Source organism: Wenzhouxiangella sp. YN1 (assembly GCF_056324145.1).
The window spans coordinates 11,753-36,352 of record NZ_JBJNIO010000147.1; the positions used below are offsets into that span (position 1 = coordinate 11,753).

General features: G+C 67.9%; 23 protein-coding genes. 8 read left to right on the forward strand and 15 right to left on the reverse strand.

Annotation, left to right across the window (positions count from 1 at the left end; genetic code table 11):
* Window positions 1-92: 92 nt before the first annotated feature.
* Entirely contained in the window at window positions 93-1,700 is a 1,608-nt protein-coding gene (locus tag ACEWQZ_RS07355; protein ID WP_476482433.1) for a BCCT family transporter, read from the forward strand.
* Between the two features lie 157 nt (window positions 1,701-1,857).
* A complete protein-coding gene (locus ACEWQZ_RS07360; protein WP_476482434.1) occupies window positions 1,858-3,774 on the forward strand; it encodes a right-handed parallel beta-helix repeat-containing protein in 1,917 nt (638 codons plus the stop codon).
* 50 nt (window positions 3,775-3,824) lie between these two features.
* Here ACEWQZ_RS07360 and ACEWQZ_RS07365 read toward each other — a convergent pair whose 3' ends face one another.
* Window positions 3,825-5,309: an alkaline phosphatase family protein gene (locus ACEWQZ_RS07365; RefSeq protein ID WP_476482435.1), complete on the reverse strand. Its 1,485-nt coding sequence runs from the start codon at window positions 5,307-5,309 to the stop codon at window positions 3,825-3,827.
* Window positions 5,310-5,453: 144 nt separating this feature from the next.
* On the opposite strand from ACEWQZ_RS07365, the gene ACEWQZ_RS07370 reads away from it, so the two are divergent.
* Entirely contained in the window at window positions 5,454-6,071 is a 618-nt protein-coding gene (locus tag ACEWQZ_RS07370) for a hypothetical protein (protein WP_476482436.1), read from the forward strand.
* Between the two features lie 113 nt (window positions 6,072-6,184).
* Entirely contained in the window at window positions 6,185-8,359 is a 2,175-nt protein-coding gene (locus ACEWQZ_RS07375; RefSeq protein ID WP_476482437.1) for an AsmA family protein, read from the forward strand.
* A gap of 177 nt (window positions 8,360-8,536) precedes the next feature.
* Here ACEWQZ_RS07375 and fabG read toward each other — a convergent pair whose 3' ends face one another.
* The 9 genes from fabG to ACEWQZ_RS07420 are packed head-to-tail and all read right to left on the reverse strand — an operon-like array spanning window position 8,537 to window position 15,956.
* A complete protein-coding gene (gene fabG / locus ACEWQZ_RS07380) occupies window positions 8,537-9,292 on the reverse strand; it encodes a 3-oxoacyl-ACP reductase FabG (protein WP_476482438.1) in 756 nt (251 codons plus the stop codon).
* On the reverse strand, window positions 9,289-9,729 hold the full coding sequence (locus ACEWQZ_RS07385) for a hotdog family protein (RefSeq protein WP_476482439.1): 441 nt from the start codon (window positions 9,727-9,729) through the stop codon (window positions 9,289-9,291). The genes fabG and ACEWQZ_RS07385 overlap by 4 nt, the downstream gene beginning before the upstream one ends.
* Window positions 9,726-11,981, reverse strand: a complete 2,256-nt coding sequence (locus ACEWQZ_RS07390; protein ID WP_476482440.1) for an MMPL family transporter — start codon at window positions 11,979-11,981, stop codon at window positions 9,726-9,728. The genes ACEWQZ_RS07385 and ACEWQZ_RS07390 overlap by 4 nt, the downstream gene beginning before the upstream one ends.
* A complete protein-coding gene (locus tag ACEWQZ_RS07395) occupies window positions 11,978-12,547 on the reverse strand; it encodes a LolA-related protein (RefSeq protein WP_476482441.1) in 570 nt (189 codons plus the stop codon). Before ACEWQZ_RS07395 ends, ACEWQZ_RS07390 begins: the two co-directional genes overlap by 4 nt.
* Window positions 12,477-13,433, reverse strand: coding sequence for an LpxL/LpxP family acyltransferase (locus tag ACEWQZ_RS07400; protein ID WP_476482442.1), 957 nt, complete (start codon window positions 13,431-13,433; stop codon window positions 12,477-12,479). The genes ACEWQZ_RS07395 and ACEWQZ_RS07400 overlap by 71 nt, the downstream gene beginning before the upstream one ends.
* Window positions 13,417-13,725: an ApeI family dehydratase gene (locus tag ACEWQZ_RS07405; RefSeq protein ID WP_476482443.1), complete on the reverse strand. Its 309-nt coding sequence runs from the start codon at window positions 13,723-13,725 to the stop codon at window positions 13,417-13,419. The genes ACEWQZ_RS07400 and ACEWQZ_RS07405 overlap by 17 nt, the downstream gene beginning before the upstream one ends.
* Window positions 13,722-15,053 carry an AMP-binding protein gene (locus tag ACEWQZ_RS07410; protein ID WP_476482444.1) on the reverse strand — a complete coding sequence of 444 codons (1,332 nt, stop codon included), beginning with the start codon at window positions 15,051-15,053 and terminating at the stop codon, window positions 13,722-13,724. Before ACEWQZ_RS07410 ends, ACEWQZ_RS07405 begins: the two co-directional genes overlap by 4 nt.
* Window positions 15,050-15,658 (reverse strand): COG4648 family protein, encoded by a 609-nt coding sequence (locus tag ACEWQZ_RS07415; protein WP_476482445.1) that lies wholly within the window; start codon window positions 15,656-15,658, stop codon window positions 15,050-15,052. Before ACEWQZ_RS07415 ends, ACEWQZ_RS07410 begins: the two co-directional genes overlap by 4 nt.
* Before the next feature lie 22 nt (window positions 15,659-15,680).
* A complete protein-coding gene (locus ACEWQZ_RS07420) occupies window positions 15,681-15,956 on the reverse strand; it encodes a phosphopantetheine-binding protein (protein WP_476482446.1) in 276 nt (91 codons plus the stop codon).
* A 180-nt stretch (window positions 15,957-16,136) separates the two neighbouring features.
* Here ACEWQZ_RS07420 and ACEWQZ_RS07425 point away from each other — a divergent pair, with 180 nt between their 5' ends.
* On the forward strand, window positions 16,137-17,111 hold the full coding sequence (locus ACEWQZ_RS07425) for a chorismate transformation FkbO/Hyg5 family protein (protein ID WP_476482447.1): 975 nt from the start codon (window positions 16,137-16,139) through the stop codon (window positions 17,109-17,111).
* A gap of 7 nt (window positions 17,112-17,118) precedes the next feature.
* Here ACEWQZ_RS07425 and ACEWQZ_RS07430 read toward each other — a convergent pair whose 3' ends face one another.
* Window positions 17,119-18,813, reverse strand: coding sequence for an NAD(P)/FAD-dependent oxidoreductase (locus ACEWQZ_RS07430; RefSeq protein WP_476482448.1), 1,695 nt, complete (start codon window positions 18,811-18,813; stop codon window positions 17,119-17,121).
* A 121-nt stretch (window positions 18,814-18,934) separates the two neighbouring features.
* On the opposite strand from ACEWQZ_RS07430, the gene ACEWQZ_RS07435 reads away from it, so the two are divergent.
* On the forward strand, window positions 18,935-19,435 hold the full coding sequence (locus tag ACEWQZ_RS07435) for a DUF4124 domain-containing protein (protein ID WP_476482449.1): 501 nt from the start codon (window positions 18,935-18,937) through the stop codon (window positions 19,433-19,435).
* On the opposite strand, the gene ACEWQZ_RS07440 is transcribed toward ACEWQZ_RS07435, so the two are convergent.
* The 3 genes from ACEWQZ_RS07440 to ACEWQZ_RS07450 are packed head-to-tail and all read right to left on the reverse strand — an operon-like array spanning window position 19,429 to window position 22,153.
* Complete coding sequence (locus ACEWQZ_RS07440) at window positions 19,429-20,190, reverse strand: glycosyltransferase family 2 protein (RefSeq protein WP_476482450.1); 762 nt, start codon at window positions 20,188-20,190, stop codon at window positions 19,429-19,431. The genes ACEWQZ_RS07435 and ACEWQZ_RS07440 overlap by 7 nt on opposite strands.
* Complete coding sequence (locus tag ACEWQZ_RS07445) at window positions 20,187-20,978, reverse strand: beta-ketoacyl synthase chain length factor (protein ID WP_476482451.1); 792 nt, start codon at window positions 20,976-20,978, stop codon at window positions 20,187-20,189. The genes ACEWQZ_RS07440 and ACEWQZ_RS07445 overlap by 4 nt, the downstream gene beginning before the upstream one ends.
* A complete protein-coding gene (locus ACEWQZ_RS07450) occupies window positions 20,975-22,153 on the reverse strand; it encodes a beta-ketoacyl-[acyl-carrier-protein] synthase family protein (RefSeq protein ID WP_476482452.1) in 1,179 nt (392 codons plus the stop codon). The genes ACEWQZ_RS07445 and ACEWQZ_RS07450 overlap by 4 nt, the downstream gene beginning before the upstream one ends.
* 147 nt (window positions 22,154-22,300) lie before the next feature.
* Here ACEWQZ_RS07450 and ACEWQZ_RS07455 point away from each other — a divergent pair, with 147 nt between their 5' ends.
* Together ACEWQZ_RS07455 and ACEWQZ_RS07460 are read left to right on the forward strand one after the other, a co-directional pair.
* Complete coding sequence (locus tag ACEWQZ_RS07455; RefSeq protein ID WP_476482453.1) at window positions 22,301-22,972, forward strand: YdcF family protein; 672 nt, start codon at window positions 22,301-22,303, stop codon at window positions 22,970-22,972.
* A 213-nt stretch (window positions 22,973-23,185) separates the two neighbouring features.
* Complete coding sequence (locus ACEWQZ_RS07460; protein WP_476482454.1) at window positions 23,186-23,995, forward strand: EAL domain-containing protein; 810 nt, start codon at window positions 23,186-23,188, stop codon at window positions 23,993-23,995.
* On the opposite strand, the gene hisIE is transcribed toward ACEWQZ_RS07460, so the two are convergent.
* The gene (gene hisIE / locus ACEWQZ_RS07465) at window positions 23,976-24,578 is read right to left on the reverse strand and encodes a bifunctional phosphoribosyl-AMP cyclohydrolase/phosphoribosyl-ATP diphosphatase HisIE (protein WP_476482455.1); all 603 of its coding nucleotides are present in this window, start codon (window positions 24,576-24,578) and stop codon (window positions 23,976-23,978) included. The genes ACEWQZ_RS07460 and hisIE overlap by 20 nt on opposite strands.
* Between the last annotated feature and the right edge of the window lie 22 nt (window positions 24,579-24,600).

The following is a 24,600-nucleotide window of genomic DNA, read 5'->3' on the forward strand; positions in this document are numbered from 1 at the left end:
CCCGAATCGGAGCCTGATTGATGGCACAGGGTAGTAATCCAGCCGCCCGCCCGCGCCGCTGAACCGTGTCTTCCTGGAATCTGCGCAGGCGCTTGCAGCGTGCCCCCTGGACCCTGATCTGGTCGCTGGCGATCATGCTCGGCTTCGTTGCCCTGGGCGTGCGCCTGCCAGCCGAGCTGACGGTCTGGGCCAATGCCGCGCTGGCGTTCACCACCGAACACTTCGGCTGGCTGTATCTGTTTGCCACCAGCGGCTTTCTGATCTTCTGCATCGGCGTGGGCCTGAGCCCCTACGGCCGCATCCGCCTCGGTGCCGACGGTGAGGCCCCGGAGTTTCCCTACCTGACCTGGCTGGGCATGATCTTTTCGGCCGGCATGGGCGTGGGCCTGGTCTTCTGGGGCGTGGCCGAGCCGATAAGCCACTTCACCACGCCACCGCTGGGCATGGCCAGGGCGGGCAGCGCCGAGGCCGCCGAACTGGCCATCCAGTATTCCTTCTTTCACTGGGGCTTTCATCAGTGGGCCAACTTCGGCATCGTCGGCCTGGCGATTGCCTATGCCCGCTTCCGGCTCGGCCGCCCGGGGCTGATCAGCGAGACTTTTCGCTCCGCGCTCGGCGATCGCGTTGACGGCAGCGCCGGCTATGCCATCAACGTGCTGGCGGTGGTCTCGACCGTCTTCGGTGTGGCCACGACGATGGGCCTGGGCATCATCCAGATCAACAGCGGGCTCGGCACGGTCGCCGGCGTGGCCTTCGGGCTGGAAAGCCAGCTTGCCATTCTCGGCGGCATTGCGCTCATCTTCCTGCTCGCCTCGCTGACGCCGCTGGAAGCCGGTATCCGCTACGTCAGCGACGCCAACATGCTGCTGGCCGGTCTGGTGTTGCTGTTTGTCTTTTTTGCCGGGCCCACCGATTTTCTCACCGCCGTGCTGACCAATGGTATCGGCGATTATTTTTCCAACCTCGTCGGCATGAGCCTGGTCATGGAACCCTACACCGGCGAAGACTGGGTCGAGCGCTGGACGCTCTTTTACTGGGCCTGGGGGCTTTCCTGGGCGCCGTTTGTCGGCAGCTTCGTCGCTCGCATCTCGCGCGGGCGCACGGTGCGCGAGTTCGTGCTGGGCGTCATCGGCGTGCCGGTGCTGCTGAGCATGCTGTGGTTTGCCATCTTCGGCGGCACTGCCCTGCATTTCGAGCTGTTCGACGGCGCCGGGCTGGGCGAGGCGGTCAGCCGCGAAATGAGCGCCGGGTTGTTCACCATGCTCGATGGGTTGCCGGCTTCTGGCCTGCTGGGTATCGCCATGTTGGTGCTCATCGTGCTGTTCGTCATCACCTCGGCCAATTCGGCCACCTTCGTGCTGGGCATGTTCACCAGCCAGGGCCGGCTCAACCCCGCCCGGCCCACACGCCTGACCTGGGGCGTGGTCACCGCGCTGGTCACCGGCGTGCTGCTGGCCAGCGGCGGGCTCGAAGCGCTGCAGACCATCTCGATCATTGCCGCCCTGCCGTTCATGGTGCTGATGATTTTCATGGCCGCCTCGCTCTTGCGCGCGTTCCAGGCCGAGCAGCGCCAGAAGGAGCTCAGTGAAGCGCTGCTGCGCGAGCGCGTTCTGAGGATGGTGGCAGAGCACGATGCCGATCGGCAGGGGGGGCAGGACGACGACGCCGATGCCCCTGACCGGCGACCGGGCGCTGAGTAATCGACCACTGCGCGGCAATAACGTGACGGGTGTCAATTTCCCGGGCGTCGTTGTAAACTCGGGGCAGCACGTGGCCATCGCGTGCGGGTTCTTGACGGGCTGAAGAAGCAGACGCTTCCGGCTTGGCACAAGACCATCGAACAAAGAGGGATAGAACATGCAGACGAGACCAAGCAGCCGCCTCAAGCCCCGGGCGCTGGCGGCCGCCATCGGCCTGGCCCTGGCGACCTCCGGCGCTCACGCGGGCACCTTTTCGGTCACATCGAATGCCGACGCCGGCGCTGGCACCCTGCGCCAGGCGATCATCGACGCCAACGGCCAGGCCGGGCCACATACGCTCGACTTCTCGGCCATCAGCGGCCAGACCATCACCCTGGCCGCCGATCTGCCCGACATCACCGAAGACATGACCCTGCAGGGCAGCGAAGTCACGCTCTCGGGTGACGACGATCACGCCTGCCTGAGCGCCGATAGCGCGCGCCTGGCCGCCGAGCGCATGACCATCACCCGCTGCAGCCGCTCTGACTACGGCGGCGGCATCTTCATTTACAGCGGCGAGCTCGATCTCAAGGACGTGAGCATCACCGACAGCTACGCCGGCTACATCGGTGGGGGCGCTGCCGCCGTATTCAGCCAGGTGTCGATCGCCGACTCGACCATCAGCGGCAACGAGACGGGGTATTACGGTGGTGGGGTCTACCTGTACGGGAGCGACATGAGGTTGGCTGGTTCGACCATCAGCGGCAATACCAGCTACGATTCCGGCAGCGCCGTTTATGGTCGCTACTACGCGACCGTGACGATCAGCGACTCGACCATCAGTGGAAACTACAGCGGTGGTCTTGCCGCGGTGTTCCTGAGAGAATCCCGGCTGCGCCTGTTCAACTCGGCGGTCAGTGGCAACAGCTCGGGTGCCGGCTACGGTACCGCGGTATTCGCGCAGGCCAGCGATGCCCTGATCGCCGGATCGACTATCGCCGACAACACGGCCGGCCCTGACGGCAGCCTGGGCCTCGTTTTTGGATACTCTCCGGAGGCGACCATCGTCAACTCCACCATCAGCGGCAACGACGGCGGCGGCATCTACGCTTCATATGCCGCGCTGACGCTGATCGACACCACCGTCAGCGGCAACGGCGGGCCGCAGGGCATGAGCGGCGTCGCTGCCTTTGGCCCATCGTCCGAAACGGTGATGCTGGGTTCGACCATTACCGACAACCAGGCCTACAATGCGGCCGGCGGCGTGCTCCTGTATGGGGGCTGGGCGCTGGTGGAAGAGTCGGTCATTTCCGGCAATCAGGCACGCGCTGGTGGCGGGCTTATCGCCGACTCCACGGATCTTTACCTGCTCGGCACCGAGATTTCGGACAACCAGGCAGATGCCGAGGGCGGCGGACTGCTCGTTTATGCTTATGGAGCGCTTCAGGTCGAGCGCACCACCATCAGCGGCAACAGTGCGGGTCAATCCATGGGCGGCGGTGCGGTGCTGGCCGACGGGCCGGCCGAGGTGCTGATCCGGAATACCACCGTCAGCGGCAATCAGGCCGATTACTCCGGAGGCGGTCTCGGGCTCACTTTCGAGGGCGATGCCGACGCCCTGATCGACGGGCTCACGATGACCGGCAACCAGGCCGACCAGTACGGCGGGCTGACCCTGTACGGCGGCGCCACCAGCGGCCAGCCCGAGCTGCGCAACAGCATCATTGCCGGCAACAGCGATTCGGGCGGGCCGGCGGATCTCGCCGGTGCGCAGGTCGACATCAACTACACCCTGGTCGGTGCGATCGACCCGGGACACGGTTTCACGCTCGATAGCATCACCCAGAGCCTGATTGGCGCTGACCCCATGCTCGGGCCGCTGGCCGACAACGGCGGCTTCACCCTGACCCACCTGCCGGACGCGTCCGGGGCCGGGCTCAACGTGATTCCGCTGGGCACCAGCGGCTGCGGCGGCACGTTTGCGCTCGACCAGCGCGGGCAGCCGCGCCCGGCGGGCGGCGGCAGCGAATGCGACCTGGGCAGCGTCGAGTGGCTGCCCGACAAGATCTTCGCCGACCGCTTCGAGGGCAACTGAGCGACTCCGGCCCACCCCGCCGTCCAGATGAGGCCGGGTGGGCCGGGATTTCAGCGCTCGCCGACCACGGCCCGACAGCCGGTCAGCGCCTGGCCGTCGATCGAGCCTTCGGCTGTTCCATTTGCCATACGAAAACTCAGGCCGGCGGCGCGAAACGCCTGCTCTCCGCTGCGCGCCAGCACATAGACACGCGGCCCGAGCTCGAGCGCCATGTGTTCTGGCCCGATGCGCGCGGTCACTTCTCCCGCCCGGCAGTCGAAGCGCTCGACGCGATAGTCCGGGAGCGCGTCGCCGTCAAGGTAGGGCAGAAAGGTCTGCAGCCGGCCTTCGTTGTCGGCCGGCTTCAGGCCGAGCAGGTGCGCCATCAGCGGATACAGATCAACGGCGGCTACGGCCGGCGCGCGGCTGCCGGCGGCAAAATCCGGCCCGCGGGCGATGAAGATGCCGTGCATTTCCGCCAGCGCCGGATCCCAGCCGTGCATGCCCCTGGGCGGATTGCGACTGGCCATGTAGGGCCGGCTCGATATCAGCCAGCCCGGGTCGGCTTCCACCAGCACTTCGGGAACGCGATAGTGGCTGCCGAAGTGATAGCGCGCAGGAATGTCCTCGCGCTTCCAGGCGCGCACATGTTTCACCCCGGCCAGCGCCGCAACGATGGCGTCCGCGTCCATCTCCCGCGTCCAGATCTGTGCCGCCGGCCCCCAGTCGGAGACGTGGACCTGCGACAGGTCGATGTGGTCATCGAGGGCAATGACGCGATCGGGGTGGACGGCCGACATGCCGTGATCGGAAACCAGAAGAATGTTGATCCGGTCGAGCTGGCCGCGCGCCTCGAGTGCGTCGAGCATCCGGCCGAGCTCGGCGTCCAGCTGCGCAGCGGCCTCGAGCGCGCTGCTGGACGCCGGCCCGTCGCGGTGCCCGCGCGAGTCGACCCGGCTGAAGTACAGGGTCAGAAAGTCCGGCCGCTTCGACTCAGGCAGCGTCAGCCACTCCAGCACCTGGTCGACGCGTTCGGCCTGCGGCACCCGCCCGTCGTAGGTGCGAAAGTAACTCGGTCGTGTGCGCCGGATCATCGCTTCCGAGCCCGGCCAGAAATAGGTCGCGGCGATCAGACCCTGGCGCTCGGCCGTGACCCACATCGGCTCGCCGCCCTGATACCAGAAGCCGTCGTTGACCGCCTTGCGGTTGCGCATGGAAAAGCTCGCCTTGCGGCGCGGATCCCACATGCTGTTGGCAACCACGCCGTGCGTTCCGGGATACTTTCCGGTCACCATCGTGTAGTGCGTGGCAAACGTCTTGGTTGGAAAGGCCTGGTGCAGGCTGTCGGCCACCAGCCCCTCACGAACCATGCGGTCGATGGACGGACTGTCGAACCGCTGGATGTAGTCGTGACGAAAACCGTCGATGGAGATCAGCAGCAGCGGCGTGGGCTTCTCATCGTCGGCGCCGGAAGAGGCGGCCTGACAGCCCGACAGCGCGGATGCGGCTGCAAGCAGAACAAGGATGAGGGCGGCAGCACGATTTGAATGGCGCATGAAAGGGAACCGCTCTAGATGGCTGATGGGTTGATTCTAAGCGCTGGCCGCTCGGATGACGCCGAAAGCGCCCGGGAGTGGCCGGATTGTGTTGCCGTTTACGTATCCTTGGGCGTCAACCAGTTAAAAAAAGGTTCATGCAAAATGAAAAAATTTCTGATCGGCTGTCTGGGCGTTCTGCTGGTGCTGGTGCTTGCCGGCGGCACCGCGGGCTATTTTTTCGTGATCAAGCCGGCCTGGGAGTTTGCCGGCGGCGTTCAGGAGTTCGTGCAGGAATATGCAGAACTCAATGAGCGCATCGAGCACACCGATGACTACCAGGCACCGTCCGATGGCGTGGTGACCAACGCGCAGTTCCAGCGCTTTCTAGTCGCCCAGCGTGATATGCGCGCCAGCATGGAAGGCGATCTCGAGCGGCTCAAGAAGCGTTTTGATGCCATGGAAAAAGAGCTCGAGTCCGAAAATCGCGAGGCGGGAATTGGCGATATGTTCGGAGCCTACCAGGATCTGGGCGAGCTGCTGATCGAGGCCAAACGCGCTCAGGTGGACGCCCTCAACCGCTACAACTTTTCCCTGCAGGAATACCTGTACGTGCGCAACCAGGCCTATCGTGCCCTCGGCCAGGAAGTCGCGGTTGCGTCCTTTGGTGACCAGGCCCCTCAGGTGCGTAGCCAGCAGGTGCCCGATGAGGTCGTCGATATGGTCTCGCCCCATCGCGAGGAGCTGATGGAGGGATACGCCTTCGCCTGGTTCGGCATCTGAAACTATCCTGCTGGAGGTCGGTGTCGGCTGAACGCAACCTGCTGTTATGCCGGGTTGATAACGACGCCATCTGCTAAGCTTTCCGATACTGATTTCGCCGGAGGCGCTGGCCGATGTTGCGCAAGATCGTTCTTTTCGTTCTGGTTCTGATTGTCCTGCTGATCGTCGCGGTGGTAGCGGCTGCGCTGCTGATCGACCCGGATGACTACCGAGAGGAGCTGGCCGCGCGTGCCAGCGACCAGCTGGGCCGGGAAGTGCGGCTGGAAGGGCCGATGGAGCTCAAGTTCTTCCCTTGGCTGGCGCTGGATATCCGCGATGTCACCATCGGCAATCCACCCGCCTTCGACCAGGCGCCGCCGCTGGCCGGCATCGAGCGCGCCACGGCCGCCCTCCGCGTTCTGCCGCTGCTGCGTGGTGATGTCGAGGTAGGTACGGTGACCATCGAAGGTGCCGGGCTGCACGTCGTCACCGCGCGCAGCGGCGCGAGCAACCTCGAAGGGCTGTTCGCGCCTTCGGAGCCGGCGGCCGAACCTTCGGGCAAGCCGGCTGATCTGTCGAACATCCGTACCGGCACCGTTCATTTCGAGAACGTGGTGTTCAGCATGATCGACCTGGCCGCGGGCTCGCGCACGGAGCTGCAGCTCGACCGCGTGACGCTGAAAGGCTTTGCTGCCGGACAGGAGGTGCCTCTGTCGTTTGCAGGCCGACTGGTTGAGGGCGGGCAGACGGCGCTGACGCTCGATTTTGACGGTACCCTCCGGGTGGCCGCCGATCTGGGTGAAGCCGCGCTTTCGGACTGGTCGTTGCAGTACCGCCTGCCCGGTGCCGGCATCGAAGGCAAGGCAGGTGGCAGCCTGACGGTCAGGCCGATGGCCGAGCCGCTGACCATCGAGCTCAGTGAACTGACCAACCGCAGCGAGCTTGACGGGCTTGTCGCCGAGCTCACGGCGCGGCAGCCCGTTTCCGCGTCCATCGGCGAACGCATTCAGGCCAGTCTGCCGGCCGTCGAGCTTGCGCTCAACGGTGACGTGCTGCGCCTCGACGGCCAGGCGAGCCTGGGCGAGACCATCAGCGGCCAGCTTGCCGTCACCGGCGAGCGACTTGATCTGACTCGCCTGGTGCCGGCCGACGACACCGGTGACGCCCCCGACGAGCCGGCCGTGCCGGCGGACAAGGAGGGTGAAGCAGTCGCGGACTTCAGCGCCCTGGAGATGTTCGATCTCGGCTTTTCGCTCGATCTTGGCGAGCTGATTCTGGTCGACGGCGCCACGCTGACCGACGTGAGTGCCCGCAGCCGGTTGAGCGGCGGCAAACTCACGCTCGACCCACTGTCTGCGCGGCTGTTCGGCGGGCAGTTTCAGGGCACCGCCCGGGTGGACTTCAATCAGCAGCCGCCCGCCGTTGTTCTCACGCCCCGGCTGTCCGGGGTTCACGTCGACCAAGTGGTTGCCCTGCTGACCGGCAAGTCGCCGGTCGACGGCGAGGGCGAGTTCAGCATGGATCTGAGCTTCCGCGGGCTCAGCGCCGAGCAGATGCTGCGTTCGCTCGACGGCAGCGGCAGCTTTGCGGTGGCTCAGGGCGTGCTGCAGGGCGTTGATCTGCAGGCCCTGATCGACCAGGAATTGACCTCTGACAATCTGGGTAATATCGCCCGCGTATTCAGCGGCGAGACCCACTTTCAGACGCTCAGCGGCGGGCTTCGCATCGAGGACGGCGTAGTCGAGCTGCCCAGCATGGACCTGGCGGCTGCCGGCTATGCGGCCACTGGACAGGGCCGCATCGACCTGGGCGCAGGCCAGGTCGACTACGCCCTGGCGCTGGATCTGGGCGAGGAGCTGACGCAAAAACTGCCCGGCGCACTGAGGCGCTCGACCGATGGTCGCATCCCGCTCAGCATTTCCGGCGACATGACCTCCCCGAAAGTCAGGGTCGATCTGGCCTCCCTGGCCGAAGGTGTTGTGCGCGAAGAGCTCGGTCGCCGCCTGCTCGAGGCGCTGGAGGGCAGGGGCGAGAAAGCGCCGGAGTCGGGGCCCGAGGGTGAGCACAGCGATGCCGACGGCCAGCCGGGCGACGCGGAACAGGCCGATGAGCAGGACGCCGAAGCCGACAAGAAAGAGCGCCGCCGCGAAGCCGCCCGCGGTCTGCTGAAGGGCCTGCTGGAGCGCGATAAGAAGTCGAAATCCGAACAGGACGCCGAGCCGGGCGACGCTTCTGATGCCGGTGAGTCAGAACAGAAGGAAGACGAGTCGGAAGAAGAAACCGAAACCGAGCCGCCGCCAGAAACCTGACCCGACAGGACTCGCAGCAAGACGCAGCGACCGAGCCGGGCCGGGGCACGTCAGCGTTTGAGAGCGTAGCGAGCGGCCGTGTGGCGCTGGCCGCCGGAACGCATGGTTGATACATGAGGGTCGCGAGTACCGCCGGATAGCGCCAGACGGCTGCGCAGTAGCTCTCAGGCGCTGACGTCAGCCGGGCGCCATGCCGCCGTCCACCCCGATCACTTGGCCGTTGACGTAGCCGGCCGCGTCCGAGCACAGGAAGGCGGCGAGCGCGGCAACGTCTTCGGGTTGGCCCAGGCGGCGCGCCGGGATGGCCGCCAGCAGGCTGTCGCGGTCGACCTCGCCGAGCATGCCGGTGTCGATCACGCCCGGGGCGATGACGTTGGCGCTGACGCCACGGCTGGCCATTTCGCGCGCCAGCGAGGCGACCGCGCCGTGCAGCCCGGCCTTGGCAGCGGCGTAGTTGACCTGGCCGCGGTTGCCGATGCGCGCGGCCACGCTCGAGACCGCAACCACGCGCCCCCAACGCAGGCGGGCCATGCCCAGCAGCGCCGGCTGCACCACGTTGTAGAAGCCGTTCAGATTGATTTCGATCACGCGCTGCCATTGCTGCGGCGACATGCCGGCCATCGGCGCATCATCGTGTGCTCCGGCGTTGTGCACTACTACGCCCAGCGGCGCGGCGTCGACTTGTTCGGAAATGGCGGCGCGCGTGGCCTCGCCGTCGGTCAGGTCGACCTGCACGGCGCTGGCCCGACCGCCCGCGCCACGAATCGTCTCGGCCACGGCTTCAGCGCGATCCAGCCCGCGGCCGGCGTGGACCAGTACCTCATGACCGTCGGCCGCCAGCGCCCGGCAGATGGCCGCTCCGATCTCTCCGGAGCCGCCGGTGACCAGCGCGCGACAGGTCTGCGGTCGCGTGTCGCGGTGTGCACGCCTCATGCGGCGGTGCCGGAGTCGGGGAACATGACCGTGGCCTTGCCGCGGGCGAGCAACGTTTGTTCGCTGAGGATGCGGAATTCGTAGATCTCGCCCATTGCGCTGCCGCCCAGCCGTTCGGCATGAATCAGCAACTCGGCGGGTTCTTCGAGCGCAGCCAGGCCGGTTTCCAGGCTGGGCAACGCCACCAGTCGACCTTCGCGCACGGGGGCATCCGCGGCGGCCAGCAGGCTGCCGTGCACGGCCATGGCCTGAGCGCCGTATTCGGCCAGGGCGCTGGCCGGCAGCCTGCCCTTGCGGCCCAGCGGATGATCGATCAACGCCCCGGTGTTCGCCCGACAGGTGATGCGGGTTTCGTCGTGGCTGACCACCTCGTTGATCAGCACCATGGCGCCGGCATGCGGCACGCGGGCTTCGATATCGATTCTTTGCTCGCTCATCGGGGTTGCCCGATCCGGGTCAGCAGCCAAGATAGCAAAATGCCCAGCGCGATGGTCGATCCCAGCATGCGCAGCAGGCCAATTTCGGACTGACCCAGCACCAGAAAGACGCCGCCGGTGGAGGCTGCGCAGGTGTTGATGGCGCGGCGGCTGCGCGCCACGGCGGGCGGGTCACCGCGAAAACTGCGCGAAAACAGGGCGTAATCGAGGCCGATGCCGGCGGTCAACAACAGGCCCACAAGGTGAGCGATGCTCAGCCCGCCGTCGAAGCGACTCATGACCGCGGCGGTAACCAATAAAGCAGCCGCCGGCGGCAGCGCCACGGCCAGCACCTCCCGCGGTCGCCGCAGCCGCAGCCACAGCAGCCCGATGATCACGATAGCCGCCATGCCCAGGCTCCAGAGTGCCTCACTGCGCCAGGCGGTCACCATGGCTCGGGAGCCTGCGGCCAGGTCAATCAGCCTTGCCGGCGCCTGGCGCTCGGCCAGCAAGTCGCGCAGAGCCTCGGGGTCGGACAGGCCGGCGGGAATGATCAGCGCCCGCCAGGCTGCCCTGCCTTGCCGCAGCTGCGCGTCGAGGCGTGCCGAAAGCGCAGTGCCGGACCAGAAATCCGCATCGATGGGCCCGCGTGCCCGGGCCGCTGCAAGGTCGGCCAGGAAGGGCTCGAAGGCGTCGGCACGAAACCCTGACGGCGCCGCCTGCAGACGTTGGCGCAGCGTGTCCGGGTCAGGCCACTCGGCCAGGCGTTGACGCTGGGTTGCCTGCGATGGCAGCAGCTGAGCCGGCGCCTGCCAATGGTCGATCAGACCCCGGGCGCGTGCCTGCTCGAGCACACGCCCGGTCTGCTCGCTGGCTGCCAGGGCCTGCTCGCGGGTGTTTCCCGTGGCCGCCAGCAGGTAGCGCACGTCGGCGGCGCCGATGGCACTTCTGAGTTGGCGGTCGGCTTCGACCTGGCTGCGGTCGATCGGGCTCAGGCGCGACAGATCATTGGACCAGCGTGCATCGCCCTGCCAGACAAGCAGGCCGAGCGCCGCCAGCCCCAGCAGCAGCGGAATCCACGGCCAGTGAAACGGCTGGACGCGGGTGGGCTGCGTACGTCGCGGAAGGGCCGGATCCAGTGCGGGCAGACACAGAGTGGCCAGCGCGGCTCCGGCCAGGCCGGCCGCCGAGAAGGCGCCCAGCTGGGCCAGCCCGGGGCTGCTCGACAGCCAGATGGCGATATAGGCGGTCAGCGTGCTGGCCACGCCCAGCAACAGCGGGCCGCGGATACTGCGCGCGGTGGCCGCCAGCGCCCGGCGGTCGGCATGGCCGAACAGATGCACCGGATAGTCCAGGGCGACGCCCAGCAGGGTGAAACCGAAAGCCAGCGTCAGGCCATGCACCTGGCCGAAGGCCAGCAGCGTGACCAGCAGGCCGCAGACGACGCCGAACAGCAGCGGCACGGCCCCGGCCAGCATGGCGCTCGCCGAGCGCCATGCAAACGCCAGCACGACCAGCAGGAGCGCACTGCCCCACAGGCTCAGGCGCACGGCATCCGCGCGCGACGCCTGCGCGCTGGCCGCACCGATGACCGGCGCCCCGGCCAGCTCGAGCGTCTGCCCTTCGGCGGCCAGTTGCGTGAAGCTCGTTCGCAGGCGTTCGAGCAGTTGCTGCTGCCGGTCAACGGCGTAGGGCGCGTGGGCCGAGTGCACCACCAGAAGCGCGCGGTTGCTGTCCGGCGTGAACCACACGCCGTCGACGGTGTGGGTCTGGCGGCCGCTCGACAAGCGGGTGGCGAGTTCTTCGACCAGGCCCAGGGGATCGCGCGCGACAAGTTCTTCGGCCTGGCCGCCGGCAAGCGCCAGGTCGCTCATGCGGTCGTCGAGTGCTGCTTCAATGGCGGCGGGCGCCACCTGCTGGGCCACGTTCGTGGACAGCACGAAGCGCGCTTGCATCAGCCGTCCGATCAGGGCGTCGTCGGGTGACCAGTCGCCGTTGTCAACGCGCTCGCTGCCGTCCAGGCGGCGCCAGCGTGCGGCCAGTTTGCGGCTTGTTGCGGCCAGTGCCAAGGGGTCGTCGCCGGCGATGGCGGCCAGAATCAGGCGGCTGGACGCACCCGCGGCCACCTGCTCGACCACGATCGCCTGCTCGGGCGAGGCCGGCGCCGGCAGGAAGGCGTCCAGCCGATAGTCGAACTGAAGCTCGATCACGGCGATCGCTGCGGCGGCCCCGAGCACCAGCAAAGCCAGCAGCGGGCGCCACAGATGCCTCATGGATGCCGTTCGAGTTCGGTGGCAATGCGTGTGCCGTCGGCCAGAGACAGCTCGAAGCGCTCGATCCTGCCCGCGTGCCCGCTCAGCGACAGTGAGTCGACCTTTTTGGCTAGCGCCCTCTCACGGGGCGTGAGCACCAGCCGCCAGCCGCCTTCGCTGTGGTTCAACTCGTAATCAAAGTGCTGACGCAGGGCGTTGGCGTCACCCGCCAGAAGCGCCATCAGGGCGTGCCGGATCACCGCCAGCTCGGGTGCGCGTTCCAGGCGGAAGCGGCGCGTGGAGCGGTTCGGGCGCTCAACCACCACCATACGCTCGCCAAGGCGCTGCACCGCCTGCCGGGGCGCGCGCGTTTGCCGCACCAGCCGCCCCTGTTCGTCGCGCCAGAGCGTGCCGGTCACGACCAGGGGGTTGTCGGTCAGCTCCGAGTCGCGTGTCTCGGTGAAGCGCAGGCGGTGTTGTGCATCCGCCCCCGGTTCGAGCCCGGCCAGCAGCTGGTCAAGATCGTCCGGCGCTTCGGTGGCCGTCGGCGCGATCAGCAGGAGCAGTGTCAGCAGTCCAGAAATCATAGAAGTTGAACCAATTGTAGGGATATTGCCGGGCGTAGTGTTCCAGCCGCTCGGCGTAGCGCTGGATGCGCTCGTTGAGCATGGCCCGCCGCTGATCACGATCGGCCGGCCGCCCCTGCCCGTCCTGAAGGGTTTCGAATATCAGCCGGTAGCGCCCGCGGCCGGCATAGAGCCCGAACACCATCACCACCGGCACCTCCAGCGCCTGGGCGATGGCTACCGGAGCGGCCGGCATGCGCACATCCTCGCCCAGAAAGGATACCGTCACGGCAGCCTCGCCGGCGCGGGTGCGGTCGGCCAGCATCGCGACCATGCCCCCGGCTTCCATGACGCCGCCGGCCTGGAGCACGATGGCCGGGCCCGGCTGGCCGGCGTCGATGACGGTGTCACGGATGTCCGGCGAGATTTCTTCGAGCATGCGCGTGATGAGCGAATTCTGGGCCCGATCCATCACTACTTTCAGTCGGCGATGTTCTGCCGGCGCCTGGCGGCTGAACACGCGTACCGCCTCGAAACTGCCCAGGTGCGAGCCCAGCAGCATGCAGCCGCGGCCCTTTCGGAGCAGCTCGTGCAGTGCCTCCGTGCCTTCGGCGCGGACGTCGAGGCGGTCGCCGCGGCCGGCCAGCAGCAGCACGCGGTCGACAATGGTCACGGCAAAGGTATAGATGTGGATGAGAACGCCGGCGTGGCCCTGGCGGGGTGCGTTTACGCGTTTGAGCCAGTCGCGGGAGGCGCGCCGCTCAGGCCCTCTGACCAGAAAGAAGTACAGCGTCGTGGGCCACAGGCACACCTGCGCGACACCGCGCCCGACATGCAGAATGAGCCAGCGAATGATCGCCAGCGCCAGGCGGTTGCCGCCTTCGGGGCGTTCACGCCAGTGCGGCATGACGACACTGGCCGCGGGCCACGGGCTGGCCGTCATCGCCGCGAATGCTGAAGGAGAACTGATCGGCCGTGCCCTCGATGTGCAGCCGGATGGGCTGCTCGGGCCGGACCGGGCGCAGGAACTTGACGCGTTGCCAGCGTACCGGGCCGTCGTGAAAGCCGGCCAGGGCGCAGGCCTGGCGCTGCACCAGCTCCAGCAGCACAACGCCGGGCACGATCGGGTTGCCGGGAAAGTGCCCGTCGAGCGCCGGGTGATCGGCGGGTATCCGGCAGATGATATCAACGGGATTCATCCGGCTTTCCTCAGCGTTTGCGAAAACAGCTGCAGCAGGGACTGGCGCGGGAGCTTGCCAGTCTCGGCGCGCGGCAGACGCTCGACCAGCCTGAGTGGACGCGGCATGAAGGCGGGGTCAATGCGCCCCAGGAGCGCGCGCCGGATGTCGGTTGCCGACAGCGTCGGCGCCACGACCAGGGCGGCGAGCCGGCGGGCCGGGCCTTCTTCGGTTTCGGGCGGCTGAAAGATCACGCCGTCGATAACGCCGGGCACATCCAGCAGCGTGGTGGTCAGCTCTGCCAGCGAGGCGCGCTTGCCGGCAATGTTGATCAGGTCGCTGTGGCGGCCCAGCAGGCGAAAACGCTTGTGCTCGCGGGGCAGCAGATGATCCAGCAGCCTGACTGGCCCGGGCAGGTGTTCGGCGCGCGCCAGGTGGTGCTCGCCCTGCTGGTTCAGCTCGAATGCGCTGAACAGCTGCCAGTCATCGCTGCGGGCGCTTTCTCGCCGTGCCAGGCAGCCGGTTTCCGAGCAGCCATAGATTTCCACCACGCGCGCGCCGCTGGCGCGCTCGACGGCCCGTGCCAGCGCGCGGCTCAGCGGCGCGGTGGCCGAATAGACGCGCTCGAGTGGTGGCAGTGCGATCCCCGACTCGATCAGCGCGCGCAGGTGCACGGGGGTAGAGACCAGCGCCCGTGGGCCATCGAGCTCTTCGAGCCTGCGCACGATGTCGGCGACGAAAAAAGGCTGTGACGATGACACCGAGACCGCCCGGAACCAGGGCAGCAAGACCGAAGTTTCCAGCCCCCACATATGCTGCGGCGGCACGGTGGCAACCAGCTGGGCCGCGTGCGGCGGATCGAGCTCGTCGGCATTGATGTCGCTGCTTGCATGCAGCGTGCGCCAGGGCTTGCCGATGCGTGACGCCTCGCCGGTGCTGCCGGAAGTGAACACCACCGCGGCCAGCTGTTCGGCGTCAACCCGCGGAATGCTGGCGGCGAGCTGGTCGCAGGCAAGGCTGTCTGCAGGATCGACGGTGGCGCCCGAGAAGCCGGCAAGCGCCTGATCGGAGACGACCACGGCTTCGGTGAAGGTCGCGGTCAGATCGTCCACGGTGGCCTTGAGCCGATTGGCCGGCAACAGGTTGCAGCCGCCGGCCAGCAGGGTGGCGGCAAAGGTAACGCTGAAGGCGTGGCGATCCCGGCACAGATTGATGACCGGAGCGCCCGGCGGCAGGCGGGCCGCCAGCGCGTTGGCGCGCCCGAGAAAGGCGGCCAGGCTGACGCGCTGGCTGTCGTGCAGCATGATCGTCGCGTCGAGCGGTCGCGTAGCCAGAGGGAGTGATGTCATCGGGCGAAATGATGCGGCTGAATGCGCACAACGTCCAGCAGAAAGCGGATCAGGCCGGGGTGTTCGTCGTCGGGGAATGCCCGGCGACGCAGCAGCAGCTCGGCCCACAGCGTTGCCAGCATGATGACCGGCGCGGCGACCACCATCCAGATCAGCCAGGCCTGGGCGCGGTCGGCGGCGGCCAGCCACAGGGCCACGCTGCCGATGGCGGTCAGGATCAGCGCCCACGCAAGCGTCCATCCGCGCAGCCAGCTTTCGGCATGCGCCGGTGCCTCGGTACCGTTACCGGCGTGCACCAGGCGCGCGAATCGTTCGATGACCGGCGTGCAGCCATGACGCAGCGTGGTGGCGAACCACAGCCCCACCATGGTGAAGATCAGGCTCGGTGGCCACAGCGCCAGAGAAGGCACCAGAACGGCCAGCGCCGCCAGGGCGACGGCCGCACTCATCAACAGCAGGCGCCCGGCCCGGCCGGGCAGCAGCGGCAAGAACAGCAGCGCCAGCAGGGGCAGGCACAGCGATCGCAGCCCGGGCCGGCCAAGATACAGCGACAGATAGACCAGCAGCGGGTAGAGCGCGAGAGCGGCAAGGCGCCAGCGGGGCATGGCCGGATGCTCCGCCGCTGCTTCAGGCCTGCTCGCGCAGGGACTGAATGTGTTGGTTGAGCGCGCGCAGGTTGGCAAAGGCATGGCGATTGCGTTCGTCATCGGCTTTGAGCTGAACCCCATAATGCCTGGAAACAGCCACGGCCAGCTCCAGCGCGTCGATGGAGTCGAGCCCGTACTCACCGCCAAAGAGCTGTTTTTCGGGTTCGATCTCCTGCGGCGAGAGATCTTCGAGGTTGAGCGAGCTGACGAGCAACTCGGCCAGTTCACGCTCTTGCGGCGACTGCGGTGTGTTCATGTCTGCTCCCTCCGGTCAAGGCGACGGCGCTGGCAGTCGGCCCGTCCGGTTTGTTTCTGATTGAACAAGCGGAATCCTGAACGGCGTGCTGCCGAGTGCTCCCGCGCCATTATAATACGCAAGACGCTTTTCATACCTGCCGCCTGGCAGTGCCTTCAGTTGTGCTTTCGGAGCCAGATCATGTCTCATGAGATCGCTTGCGCCGCCCTGCCCGGCGGTCTGAGCGCGCAACCCGCAGCCGCCCGGGACGCCTCGGCCCTGTTCGAGTTCGCGCTGGCAAGCGCCCGGCCCGGTGCGGCCGGCTGTGGACTGTTGTGGCTTGGCGGTGATCTGGCCGATGAGTGCTGGCGCGTGGACGATGACGTCCGCGCCGGGCGCACGGGAGAAGTCAGCTGGCGACGTGCCGGCGAGCTGTTGTTTCTGTCGCTGGAGTGGCCCGAAGATCCGGCCTCCGACCCGGCGCGGGCCGTGGAAGCAGCCTACGATGAGCTGCTGTCGGTTGCTGCCGCAAACGGCCGCCGGCAGCTGCTGCGGGCCTGGAACTATTTGCCGGCGATCAATGCCGGTGACGGCGATGAGGAGCGCTATCGGCGCTTTTGTCTGGGCCGGGCCGCAGCGCTGCAGAAGGCCGGTTATGGCGACGCCGAGCTGTGCGCCGGCACGGCGATCGGCAGCGATGAGCCCTGCCTCAGAATCTATCTGCTGTGCGCGCCCGAGCCGGGTATCAACATAGAAAACCCGCGGCAGGTCAGCGCCTATCGGTATCCGCGCCGCTATGGGCCGCGCAGCCCTTCTTTCGCGCGGGCTACCGCAATCGCCGGGCTGGATGGCCAGGCGCTGCTGATGATTTCGGGAACAGCCAGCGTGGTCGGGCATCGCAGCCTGCATCAAGAGGATGTTGACGCCCAGCTGGAGGAAATCATCCGCAATCTCGAAGCGCTGATGGCGGAGTCGGCCGAGAAGCTCGATCGCCCCGGCCTGGCGGAATTCGACCGGGACAGCCTGCTGCGGGTCTACGTGCGCCATGCCGGTGACTGGCCGGCTGTCGAGCGGCGCCTGCGCGAGCGCTGGCCCCGTGCGCGCCTGGCCGGCCTGCGTGGCGACGTGTGCCGCTCGGATCTGCTCGTCGAGATCGAGGCGGTCAGCCGGGTCTGACGGCAGCTCAGGCGGCGGCCGACCCGGGCGGCTCGGTCAGGGCGGGCGGCAGGCCGGCGAGAAGGTTTTCGTCGACCACCAGGGCCGCGTCCGCCGACTGCAGCCGATCGCGCGCGCCCACCGGTGCGATGGCGCACAGCTGCAGTGCCAGCGCGTGCAGTAGTTCGGCGTTGGCGCAAAGACGCGCGCTTTGTGCCTCTTCCGGCTCGCCAGCCACCTCGGTGAGCTCCCGATTGAGGCGGGCCAGCAGCGGCGAGGCCGACTGATCGACCAGTACGCCCGCGGCCCGATGGTCGGGCTCGAGCTCGGCCCAGCGGCGGAACATCGTCTGAATCTCGACGTTGACGGCGCGCAGCCGCTCGAGCGCGACCCCGTGACGGGCGATGAAGGGCATGTCGGTGGTGCGGCGGGCAAAGAACAGCAGCGCCAGTACGCCCCAGTAATAGGCGTAGTCCCACACGGTCTTGGCGCTCATCGCGCGAAAGTGGCCGAACAGGGGGTACTGGTCGCGATAGAGCGCCAGCGACGATGCGTAGAAGCTCAGATAGGTGCGCTCATGGCGCGTCGCCCGCCGGGCGATGCCCTCGCCGGCCATCTCGCGCAGCACCAGGTCGGTGACGAAGGTGTTGGAGATGGCGATGAAGTCGCTGCCGGGCGAGTAGAAGGGATCGAGAAACACCCCGGCCTCGCCGGTCAGAGCCCAGCGCTGGCCCGAATAGACCGCACGCGCGCCGTGCGAGAAATGGCGCAGATAACGATAATCCTGCAGCCTGCCGCCGGCGCTCTCCAGCGCTTCGGCAAGCGCCCGGTGACAGCGTGGCTGGTGCTCGGCCAGCCACGCCATGGCGCCGTCGAAGGACTTCAGGGCGCCGAAATCATGCAGGGCGTTGTCGAAGACGATGCCCACGCTGGTCGAGCCCGAGGCCAGGGGTATGAGCCACACCCAGTAGCCCTTGCCCATGAGATGGTTGGTCGACAGCCGGCGTGGCAGCTCGCTGCAGCGGGCTCGCCAGTCGGCATTCGCGCTCCACTCGTCAGGATCGATCGGCCGGTTGATGCGAAACCATACCGCCGAGCAGTGGTGGCCGTTGTCCTCGACCAGGTCGAGTCTACGGCGCAGCTGCGAGGCCCGGCTCATGGCATCGATCACCCAGCGCGACTCGATCGCGAAGGTCTCGCCGTCGCGCTCGAGGTGAACTCGGTGCGGCCTGGCGTCACCCGCCAGCGCGGTGGTTCTCACGCGCGCGCCGTCGATGAAGGTCACGCCGAGCTCGCGGGCGCGCTCGCCCAGGTGGTTCTCGAAAATGCCGCGGTCCAGCTGATAGCTGGGCACGGTCAGCAGGCGCGCCGCGCCCAGCTCGGCGGCATTGGCCAGGTCGTTGTGGTCGCCGGCGTGAAAGAAGAAGCGCAGTCCGTATTTGCGCAGCTGCTCGCGCTCGATGTGATTTTTGAGACCGAGCACGTTGGCGAAATAGTCGGCGGCGATCTCGACGGTCGATTCGCCGACCTTGTGCGCCGCCTCCGGCACGGGGTGACGGTTGCGCTCGATGACGGTCACGCACAGCTTTGGCCGTGCCTGCTTGAGCTGCAGCGCCAGGGTGAGGCCGGCCAGCCCGCCGCCGAGAATGGCGACGTCGGTGGTGCCGGGAATGGCGTTCGCGGTCGCGTGCATCGCGAAAGTATAGCGGTTGCGAGTCGACATGCTCTCACGGGATGCGTCGCGGTTGTCGCACACCCGGCCGCGCCGAACCCCGATTACGGCAGCTGCGGTCATCGACGATCATCGACGATTCTTGACCTGGCATCCATGCGCCGGAGGAAACATGAACACGAGATGGATCGCCGTGACCGCACTGGCCCTGTGCGCGTGCTGGCAGGGCGTGCCGGCTCAGTCGGTCTATCGCTGCAGGTCGTCGGACGGCGCAGTGATGTTTTCCGATCTGCCCTGCCGCTCTGATATCGGGCCGCCCAGCCGGGTCGACGCGAGTCCGCACCAGGGCCATCGTCTCCCATCAGCGCCGGCGCGATCGACCAGCCGGGAGACGCGAACGACGGCCGCCGAGGCGGCTGGCAGGGCCGCGTCTGTGCGGCTTTCAAGGCGCGATCGGCTTGCGCTCGAGCACGAACGTCGGCAGCTGCTGTCCGGGCTCAAGCGCCGCCACGTCAAGGCTGCCGACCGGCGCGAGATGATCCGCAGTCTCAGGCGCGTCGACGACGAGCTCGGCATCGGCTCCGCCGAGGTCGCCGACATGCCGTTCCACAACCGCGAGGTTTACGAAGAGCACCGGATTCATCCGGGCGCGGTCGGACGTCGGGGTCAGTGAGGCTGCAGCTCGCGCGTCGGTTCGGCAAAGCGCGCCGGGCGCGTGACCATGCGCCACAGGCCCTGAGGGTAGCAGCCGCAGAGCAGAATGCGCCGGGCCACGAACCGCAAGATTTCCCACACGTCACGGCCGGGGCGGAAATGGCTGGCGCGGGCATCATCGTGATAGATGCTGTCGATGGGCACGGCCAGCGCCGGAAAGCCGGCGCGCGCGCCGTCGATGAGCATGGCGGTTTCGTAGACGAAGCCGTGCCGGCGGGCGGTCGAGGGTCGAACCCCTTCGATCAGGCCGCGGGGGTAAACGCGGTAGCCGCTCTGGCTGTCGGGCAGGCGCTGGCCGCTGGCCCAACCGATCCAGAAATCGGCAAAGCGGTTGGCAAATCGCCGGATGCCCGGCTGGCGGTGACGCTGGCGCAGGCGGGCGCCGACGACAAGATGATCGGGATGGTCATCGGCGGCGGCCAGCAGGCGCGCCAGCTCGTCAGGGTCGTGCTGGCCGTCGCCGTCGAGCGTGACCACGCGTATCGCCCCGGCCTCGAGCGCGGCGGCAAAGCCCGCTGCCAGCGCGGCGGCCTTGCCGCCGGGGCTGGCGTGGCGGATCAGGCGGATATCGAGATCGCCGATGGCTTGACCGGTGCCGTCGCTGGAGCCGTCGTCGACCACGATCACGGTATCGACCTGTCCGAGCACGGCCTCGACAAGCGGGCGAATCGTTCGGATCTCGTTGTGGGCGGGAATCAGGGCGGCGGTTGTCATGCCGCCGGCTCGATCACCAGGCCCGGGCCCTGCTGTGCTCCCAGCCGCAGCCTGCTGCGCTGATGGCCCAGTGCCAGGGCGAGCAGATGAAGCCCGCGGGCGGCCGGATTGTCGGCGGCGCGTTCGGCCAGAGCGCCGGGCAGCGTGGCGCCCTCGTCGTGACGCAGCCCGCTTTCGGCCCTGATCGCGACGGCGGGTCGGCCGCGCTCGACCGGGCCCAGCATGAAAGCGCAGGCAAAGGGATGGCGGGCCGGCCACACCACGCGCATGGGGGCCTCGGCGACCGCATCGTAGGCCACCAGCAGCACTGCCCGGCCGTCGGCCGTGACCCGGGCGACCGTCTCGATCAGGCCGGCGACGAGGCTGTCGGCGCCGCCGCTGAGCGCGGTCACGTCGCCGCGTACGCCGGCACCGATCGACCAGTAGCCGGCCGCGGCGTTGTGTACCGAGTTGTGAAAGCGCATCGGCGAGAGCAGCTCGGGCGTGTCGGCCAGGGTGCGGCACATGTAGTCGCTGATGGCCAGATCCCCCATGCCGGAGCTGAACACGGCGTCGGGCCGCGAAGCCTCGATGCCGGCCGCGCGACAGGCCTGCTCGGCGGCAGCCATCGACAGGCGCACGGTCTCGGGGCAGCGTCGTCGCTCGCGCGGCGAGAGCAGGGAAATGCTCGCGCTGCCGGGTTTTTCATCGCCCAGTTCGCCACCGGCGAGCACGCGCGAGAGCGCGTCGACGTCGGGCAGCCCCGGGGCGCTGAGTCCGCAGCCGAGAATCGCAACTTTCGTGCTCATGCCGCCCCCATGACCAGCGTGCAGTTCGACCCGCCGAAGCCGAAGGAGTTGGTCATCACCGCTTCGATTTCGGCCTGGCAGCCCGCGCGCAGAATGAAGTCCGCGGCGGCCGGTTCCGGATCGCTGCAGTTGAGGCTGGCCGGCAGAAAGCCGTCGCCGAGTGCCAGCAGGCTGATGACCGTTTCGGTAATGCCGGCCGCGCCCAGGGTGTGGCCGGTCCAGGCCTTGGTGGAGCCGGCCGGCGGCGGCTGGCCGAAAACGGTCGCCAGCGCGGCCGCTTCGATCCGGTCGTTCATCGGCGTGGCGGTGCCGTGACAGTTGACGTAGCCGATGGCCCCGGGCGCCAGCCCGGCGCGCTCGAGCGCCTGGCGCATGGCGGTGATGGCGCCTTCGCCCTCCGGGTGCGGCGAGGCCATGTGGTGGGCATCGGAGGTTTCGCCCCAGCCCAGCAGCCGGCCCAGCGAGGTCTTCGGGTTGCGCTCGACGATGGCGAAACCCGCCGCCTCGCCGAGGTTCAGGCCGTTGCGCGAGCGATCGAAAGGGCGACAGGGCTCGCTCGAGACCAGCTCCAGCGAATGGAAGCCGTAGAGCACCGACAGACACAGGCTGTCGACGCCGCCGACCACGGCCGCATCCGCAAGCCCTGCCGCGATCAGCCGCGCGGCGGTGGCAAAGACCTTGGCCGACGACGAGCATGCCGTCGAGACGGTCTGGATCGGGCCGTCCAGGCCCAGCGCGGCGGCTACGAAGGCCGCCGAGGTGTGCGGCGTGTGCACCCGGGGCATGACGTGTTCGGGGCGAAACTCCCCGGCCTCGTCGAGATCGCGGAAGGCCAGCTCGGTGCTGCTGATGCCGGCCGTGGAGGTGCCGATCACGCAGGCGATGCGTTCGGGCCGGTGCCGATTGAGCAGGGCCGCGGCCTGGTCGCGAAAGCCGTCCTGATCCAGGGCCAGGCTGGCGAGCTGGTTGTTGCGGCACTGGAAGGCCGCCAGGTCGCGGTCAAGCGAGACGCTCTCGACGCCTTCGACGCGGCCGATCCAGGTATCGAGTTCGCAGTTCGGATAGTCGTTGCGGCGCAGGCCGCTGCGCCCCTCGCGCAGGGCCCGGCGCAGGGCATCAAGGCCGGATCCGGCCGCGCAGCTCAGCGTCATGGCGGTAATGTGCAGATCGTTCATGCGATTCGTGCAGCCCCGGCGCAGCGCGGGTTACTGGAAAGGTGCGCCAGTATAGGCACGCCGGCGGGTGCTCGCAATCCGTTCGCCAGCCGGGCGCTGGGCGGCCTATCATGAGCACCCGGCGAGCCGATCTGCACCTCTTTGCTCATGTCTACCGTCTCGACCCTGACACTGCGCCGCGCGCTGGCCGACCCGGGCCTGCGCGAGTCCCTTGTGATCACCGCCCTGGCGCTTCTGGCCACCGGCGGGCTGGTGCTGGTCGTCACCTGGCTGCGGGTGCTCGCCACCGCGCGGGCACGGGCGTGCCCCGGCGAGCTTGACTGGCTGGTTGTCTGCGGTCACCTGCTGGAGGCATCAGGGCAGCCGTCGCCGATCTATCGCGCGCGCCTTGCGCGGGCCGCGGCCCTGGCCGAGCAGAATCCGCAACTGTGCCTGCTGCTGGCCGGCGGCGGCCGGCCCTCCGAGGCGGCGGCCGGCCGGCAATGGCTGGCTCAACGCCACGGCCTGGCCTCGGGGCGGGTTCAGCTCGAGGAGCTGTCGACCGACACCTTCGAAAACCTGCGCCACGCGCGATCCATGCTGCCCGCGCGCTCGCGCGTGGGCGTTGTCACCAGTCGCTTTCACCTGGCCCGCGCCATGGCATATGCGCGGCATCTGGGCATCGCGGCGCTGCCGGTGCCGGCGGAGCCCCGCTGGCAGCCTACCCCCGGCAACTTTGCCACCAGTCTGCGCGAGGCCGCCTTTCTGTGCTGGTTTGTCTGCGGCCGCTCCTGGGCGCGGCTGGCGCGGCGGCGGAATCTGATCGAGCGGCTTGGCTGAGCCTGACGCATTAGGGCAACGCGGCGCCACAAAAGGGCATTCGTGATCGCGGCGTGGTTCCGGTCCGTGCCGAAAGCCCGTGATTCCATTCACGCTTTGGCGCCAGAAAGGGCCGCGTCGGCAAGGGGGAGTCATGAGTTGGCATGTGGTTTGCAAACCTTTCTTCAGGAAAGGAACGTTGGCAAAACACACAAGAGCAAAAGGGGAATGACCATGACCGCGACTCACAACCATCACGATCTCAGCGCCCGGCTGGAGGACTATCTGGCCGTCCTCGACGTCGGCATCCGTTTTGCGTTTCAGCCCCTGGTGGACGAAGCGAGCGGCAGGACGGTCGGTCACGAAGCGCTGGTGCGCGGCTGCTCCGGCGAGTCGCCTGCCCAGATCATTGCGTCGGTGCGCCCGGAGAACCGCTTCTATTTCGACCAGGCCTGCCGCCTGGGCGCCATCCGCGAGGCGGGTCGTCGAGACCTTGCCGGGGATCTCCACATCAACTGCACCGAAATCGACCCGGACAATCTTGAACCGGCGCTGGCGTCGACCGCGGCCGCGGTGCGCGCCAGCGGCCTGCAGGCCGCCCGGATCGTGCTCGAGTTCAGCTCGCTCGAGCGCCTGGGCAATCCGCGCCAGCTCGCGCGGGTGCGTGCTCGCGCCAACAGCTACGGCTTTCGCGTTGCCGCCGACAGTTTCGGTACGGGAGAGGCCGGCCTCAAGCGCCTGGCGGTGCTGCGTCCGGAATTCGTCAAGCTCGACCGCGAACTGATTGCCGGTGTCGATGCCAGTCTGCGCCGACAGGCCATCGTGCTGGGCATCCTGGCCAGCTGCCGGGCACTGGGGATCGAGCCGATCGCTGCCGGCGTCGAGTCACAGGCGGAAGTGGACTGGCTGCGCCAGGCCGGTGTCTCGCGGTTTCAGGGCTACTTCTTCGGCCGGCCCGAGCTGGCCGGGGAGGAGAAGGAGGAAGAGATCGACTTCTTTCCCAGCTTTGATCCCGGCGCCCGATTCAGCGCCTGTGTCGCCTGAACAGAATATTGGCAACTGACTCCAGATCGGTATCGGCCGATCGGAGACAGACCAGCAGGTGATAGAGCAGATCGGCGGCTTCCGCGGCCAGCTCATCGCGCTCGCCGGCGCTCGCGGCGAGCGCCACTTCCACGCCTTCTTCCCCTACTTTCTGGGCGCAGCGCTGGCTGCCTTCGGCGAGCAGCCGGGCGGTATAGCTTTCCTTCGGATCCGCTCCGGCGCGCTCGGCGATGGTGCGCTCGAGGCTTGCCAGGAACCCGACGCGGGGAATGTGTGTGTCGCCAAAGCAGGTATCGGCGCCGGTGTGGCAGGCCGGCCCGGCGGGGCGGGCGAGCACCAGCAGGGTGTCGCGGTCGCAGTCGGGCAGCAGGTCGACCAGTTCGAGATGGTGGCCCGAGGTCTCACCCTTGGTCCACAGCCGCTGCTTGCTGCGCGAGAAGAAGGTCACGCGGCCCGATTGCCGGGTCGCCTCCAGTGCCTCGGCGTTCATGTAGCCGAGCATCAATACGCGCCCGTCATCGGCGTCCTGCACGATTGCCGGCAGCAGCCCGCCGCCCTTGTTCCAGTCGAGTTGTACGTTCATTCAGAGTCCAGCGTTTTTTAAA